Origin of the sequence: Pseudoalteromonas sp. NZS37 (assembly GCF_015864265.1) — a bacterium.
Taxonomy (GTDB): Bacteria; Pseudomonadota; Gammaproteobacteria; order Enterobacterales; family Alteromonadaceae; genus Pseudoalteromonas; species Pseudoalteromonas arctica.
The window spans coordinates 1-3,751 of the sequence record NZ_JADYXL010000022.1 but is presented as its reverse complement, the minus strand read 5'-3'; the positions used below and the strand labels follow the sequence as shown (position 1 = coordinate 3,751).

At 36.8% G+C, this 3,751-nt stretch carries 4 protein-coding genes and 2 pseudogenes; 1 reads left to right on the top strand and 5 read right to left on the bottom strand.

Annotation, left to right across the window (positions count from 1 at the left end):
- Positions 1 to 769: pseudogene (locus I6F47_RS19955) on the bottom strand (transposase); the annotation flags it as partial.
- 81 nt (positions 770 to 850) lie between these two features.
- On the opposite strand from I6F47_RS19955, the pseudogene I6F47_RS19950 reads away from it, so the two are divergent.
- Positions 851 to 1,273, top strand: a pseudogene (locus tag I6F47_RS19950) (group II intron maturase-specific domain-containing protein); the annotation flags it as partial.
- A gap of 79 nt (positions 1,274 to 1,352) precedes the next feature.
- Here the strand turns inward: I6F47_RS19950 and I6F47_RS19945 are convergent.
- The 4 genes from I6F47_RS19945 to I6F47_RS19930 all read right to left on the bottom strand — a co-directional run bounded on the left by I6F47_RS19945 (position 1,353) and on the right by I6F47_RS19930 (position 3,605).
- The gene (locus I6F47_RS19945) at positions 1,353 to 1,823 is read right to left on the bottom strand and encodes a hypothetical protein (RefSeq protein ID WP_197184417.1); all 471 of its coding nucleotides are present in this window, start codon (positions 1,821 to 1,823) and stop codon (positions 1,353 to 1,355) included.
- Positions 1,824 to 1,929: 106 nt separating this feature from the next.
- Complete coding sequence (locus tag I6F47_RS19940; protein WP_165723102.1) at positions 1,930 to 2,460, bottom strand: hypothetical protein; 531 nt, start codon at positions 2,458 to 2,460, stop codon at positions 1,930 to 1,932.
- Between the two features lie 106 nt (positions 2,461 to 2,566).
- Positions 2,567 to 2,947: a hypothetical protein gene (locus I6F47_RS19935; protein WP_197184416.1), complete on the bottom strand. Its 381-nt coding sequence runs from the start codon at positions 2,945 to 2,947 to the stop codon at positions 2,567 to 2,569.
- 124 nt (positions 2,948 to 3,071) lie between these two features.
- Entirely contained in the window at positions 3,072 to 3,605 is a 534-nt protein-coding gene (locus I6F47_RS19930) for a hypothetical protein (protein ID WP_197184415.1), read from the bottom strand.
- Positions 3,606 to 3,751 lie beyond the last annotated feature (146 nt).

The following is a 3,751-nucleotide window of genomic DNA, read 5'->3' as shown; positions in this document are numbered from 1 at the left end:
CTCAAACGGCAGCCCTTTAGGCATAATCTGACGTGGCATACCTGCAAAACGTAGTAACTGTTTAGGCTGTTTACCTTCTGTCGCGCATGTTAAGCGCTTTTGTACACTGGTATGGTCTGACCCTTCTGGTGTGTTAGCCATTTTAGCCCTAATGGGATTTAAATCGACATAGGCCATACACGCTGCAAGTGCTGCTTCATCTAGTAATGCTTGCGATTTGAATCTACCCTCCCAAAATCGTCCTGTGCAGTTATCTTCTTTATTTGCTCTGCGCGCAATGTCTTCATTTAACAACCGCATAAACCAGCTAATACTTGCTAGGCGTTCGCGGTATTGTTTAACCGTTTGGTTGAAAAAGATGAGTTCAACTTTACTTAGCTTTTCACCTTGTACATATTTTTGCGTTAACACNTGAGTTCAACTTTACTTAGCTTTTCACCTTGTACATATTTTTGCGTTAACACTGTGCCTTTACAGAGTTTATGCCAGCGAATAACAATCGCTTTATCATTCAGCCTGTTTGCTTTCTTATCATCTACATATAGTACCAAATGGGTGTGATTACTCATTACGGCATAAGCACATACATCAATACAAAATACCTTGCTAATTCAAGCAGCTTATCTTCAACCCACCCTCGTCGATGCTCGTAAGATTGACCAGTAAAACGGTCTTCTCCACATAAAAATGCACGACGAACACAGCGTGAAATACAGTGATAGTATTTTGTATCAACCAAACTTACTTGACGCTTTCTTGAAATTGCCATAAGACACCCTGCTCGTTTTTTGCACTAACTAAAACGTAGTCCTAAATTTTGAAAAGAGCAAAATTTAGGATGGGTGTCACTGTTAATTTTTACGAACAGGCGCTAAAGAAATTTAAAGCAAATGTAAGAGAACTCACTAACCGCAACTGGGGGATCTCAATGACCCTACAAATTCATAAACTCACGCAGTATTTACGTGGCTGGGGACACTATTACCTAATAGCCAACGCTTATCAGTTAACGGTGGATTTAGATCATTGGATCCGCCGTAGGATAAGAATGTGCTACTGGCGGCAATGGCGAAAACCACGCACGAAAGTACGCAGTTTAATAAAGTTGGGTGTTAGCGAACGACTCGCCATAGCCTGTGGTATCACCAGCAAAGGCCCTTGTCGAAGCTCAAAAACAAAAGGAATTAACATTGCGCTAGGCAATGACTATTTAGCATCACAAGGTTTAGTGTCATTGAGAGATATTTGGATCGGTATTCATTACGGAAGATGAACCGCCCATTGCGGACCCGCATGATGGGTGGTGTGGGGGCTGGAGGTTAGAGACCTCCGGCTACCCGATTAGGTGTTTTTTATACCATCGCTATTTTAATGGATGCAATACACTCAGGCGTAAAATTTATTGTTTCCCTAGTGTGTCGAAAACCAATAACATTACTAGGTTTGTGAGTCTTTATAGCCTTAATTAATTGTAATTTATCCAAGTTAAACATTAGGTAATAGTTAAATTCACCATTTAAAGGATAAACTGTAACATTTAAGTAAGGTGGCAAGGTAGTTGACCTATGATACCAAGAAGCAGAAAAATCTAAAGTGTAATCAACGGTATTATTAATACCAACACGACGCTTAACACACTCTGGAATTATTAATTTATTACCAGAGACTTCAAGTTCAAAAGATTTAGTTATAAAAGATGCAGGCTCGTATTTATTAGGAAGCCCAATTAACTTTCCATTATCAAGAATCTTCAATCCAGTATCTTTATGTGCAAATGATAAAAAACTAATACATATAAAAACAACTGATAAAATTAATCGCATACTCGAGAAACACCTAACGCCCCACTAAGGGGCTAATAAATAGTTGGCTAAAATAGCGAACGAAGTGAGACTAGCCAACTGTTTTTAGTCCCGCTTAAGTGGCTTGTTAGGTGTATGTTTGCCAAATTAGAGAGTACATTATAAAAGTTGAAAACGTCGCATAAATAAAAATACCAAACCAAAAACCACCTGGCGAATCACTACGTTTTACCGTGATTGATTTAATTTCTATTTCTCCCATTTTTATAGAGTGAATACAATAAATAAGTAAAAAGGGACATAAAAATAAAAACACTATGGTTGCTATAAAATTACCGTATCCTTCAGCTTGTGGAGTAAACACAAATGCCAATAGTGTACAGGTACAACCTAAAATAAAAATAGTTTTCAATAATCTGGAAGTATCCAACTTTAATTCAGATATTAATTTGACTATAACTCCATCACCTCTTTTAAGAGTTTGAGCCTTTGGATTTTGGCTAAACCTAACTTTAGGGGGGATTCCTTTTTTTCTATTATCTATTTCTTGTAGTAAGACTTGGTATCTCTCAGGGTATTTAACTTGATCAATATGCTGTAAACAATCTAATAGTTCCTCAAGACTATATTCAGAATAAATTGGCTCAGAAGTTAACACTAAGTACACCTAACGCCTCATTAAGAGGAAATTTGTAGTTGGCTAAAATGTTGAACGCAGTGAAAACAGCCAACTGTAAATTTTCCTGCTTTAATGACTTGTTATATTACAATTTACGCCTAAATTTTAAATACTTAAATAGCTCGTAGCACAAAATAACTAGGTAACCACCTAAACAAATTTGACCAATTAAAACCATACCAGGCCGACCACACGCACCTCCTGGACCAATAATCCCATAACTATCAAGATTGAATAAAATAAATGGGAAATAACCAAACCCTAGAACTAAAAGTGCTGTAACCCATAATCTAGATTTCTGATGAGAAAACCTAATTAACAATGAAATAACCGCAACTAAGATAGAGAATAAGATTAACAAATCAAATTGATTATTATGTTCCTCAATCAATCCTTTAGGCGGAAACATACAAGCTTGAGTTGTGAAAGATAAAATAGATAATAATGAAAAACTAAGAAACTTCACCACAACTCCTTTTGTAATATAACGCCCATTTAAGGGGCAAAATAGAGTTGGCTAAAATAAGTGAACGGAGTGAACAAAACAGCCAACTTTATTTTGTCCCTCTTGAAATTCTTGTTAGCTTTTATTACTCACAAGCTTCAAGCACTCTTTTATGAGCTACATCAACCGCAAACCAACATGAACAATCTTCTTTTTCAGGTAGACCATTTGACGATACGACATAATGAAGAGTTAACTCCCTATCTTTAGGAAATGTCTTAATGTGTATTTCAAAGCCTTTACTTCCCATTGTTACTGGCGATTGAGATAAATATTTAGTTCCCAAGCGTGAACCAAGTATCTCTTCATCTTCTGTCCCAATTAAAAGAAGGTGATTATCTTTCTCCCATTCCCAAGCATCTAGGAATTGTCCAGTACAAGCACCGCCTTCTTCGATCGTATTATTCCAAGTGCAGGTGAAATTTAAATTCTTTATATCTGTACTTGAGTTAACTCGCAAAAGAACAACAATACTATCTTCAACTTCCATACCTTCAGGTATCATAGGTTCGAGATTGACTGAAACGATTTTTCCATTAGATAAATCGCCCTCTTTAGCAGTAACACCAAAAGACAACTCACCAAATATGGTTTTAAGAACTAGTTCATTCTGACTCAAAATACATACCATGCTGATTTAAAAGCTAACACTTTAGTATTTATGCGACACGCAGTTTGTGTTGCATAATCGCTTGTTGGACTGAGGCGCTACCTGCTCGGTGTGTCAGAGTTGGTGTTGTTTATGCTATGGGAATTTGCTTTTTA

Excerpts from the sequence above, each read along its gene's own strand:
- I6F47_RS19945 (WP_197184417.1), bottom strand. The coding sequence starts at position 1,823 with ATGCGATTAATTTTATCAGTTGTTTTTATATGTATTAGTTTTTTATCA.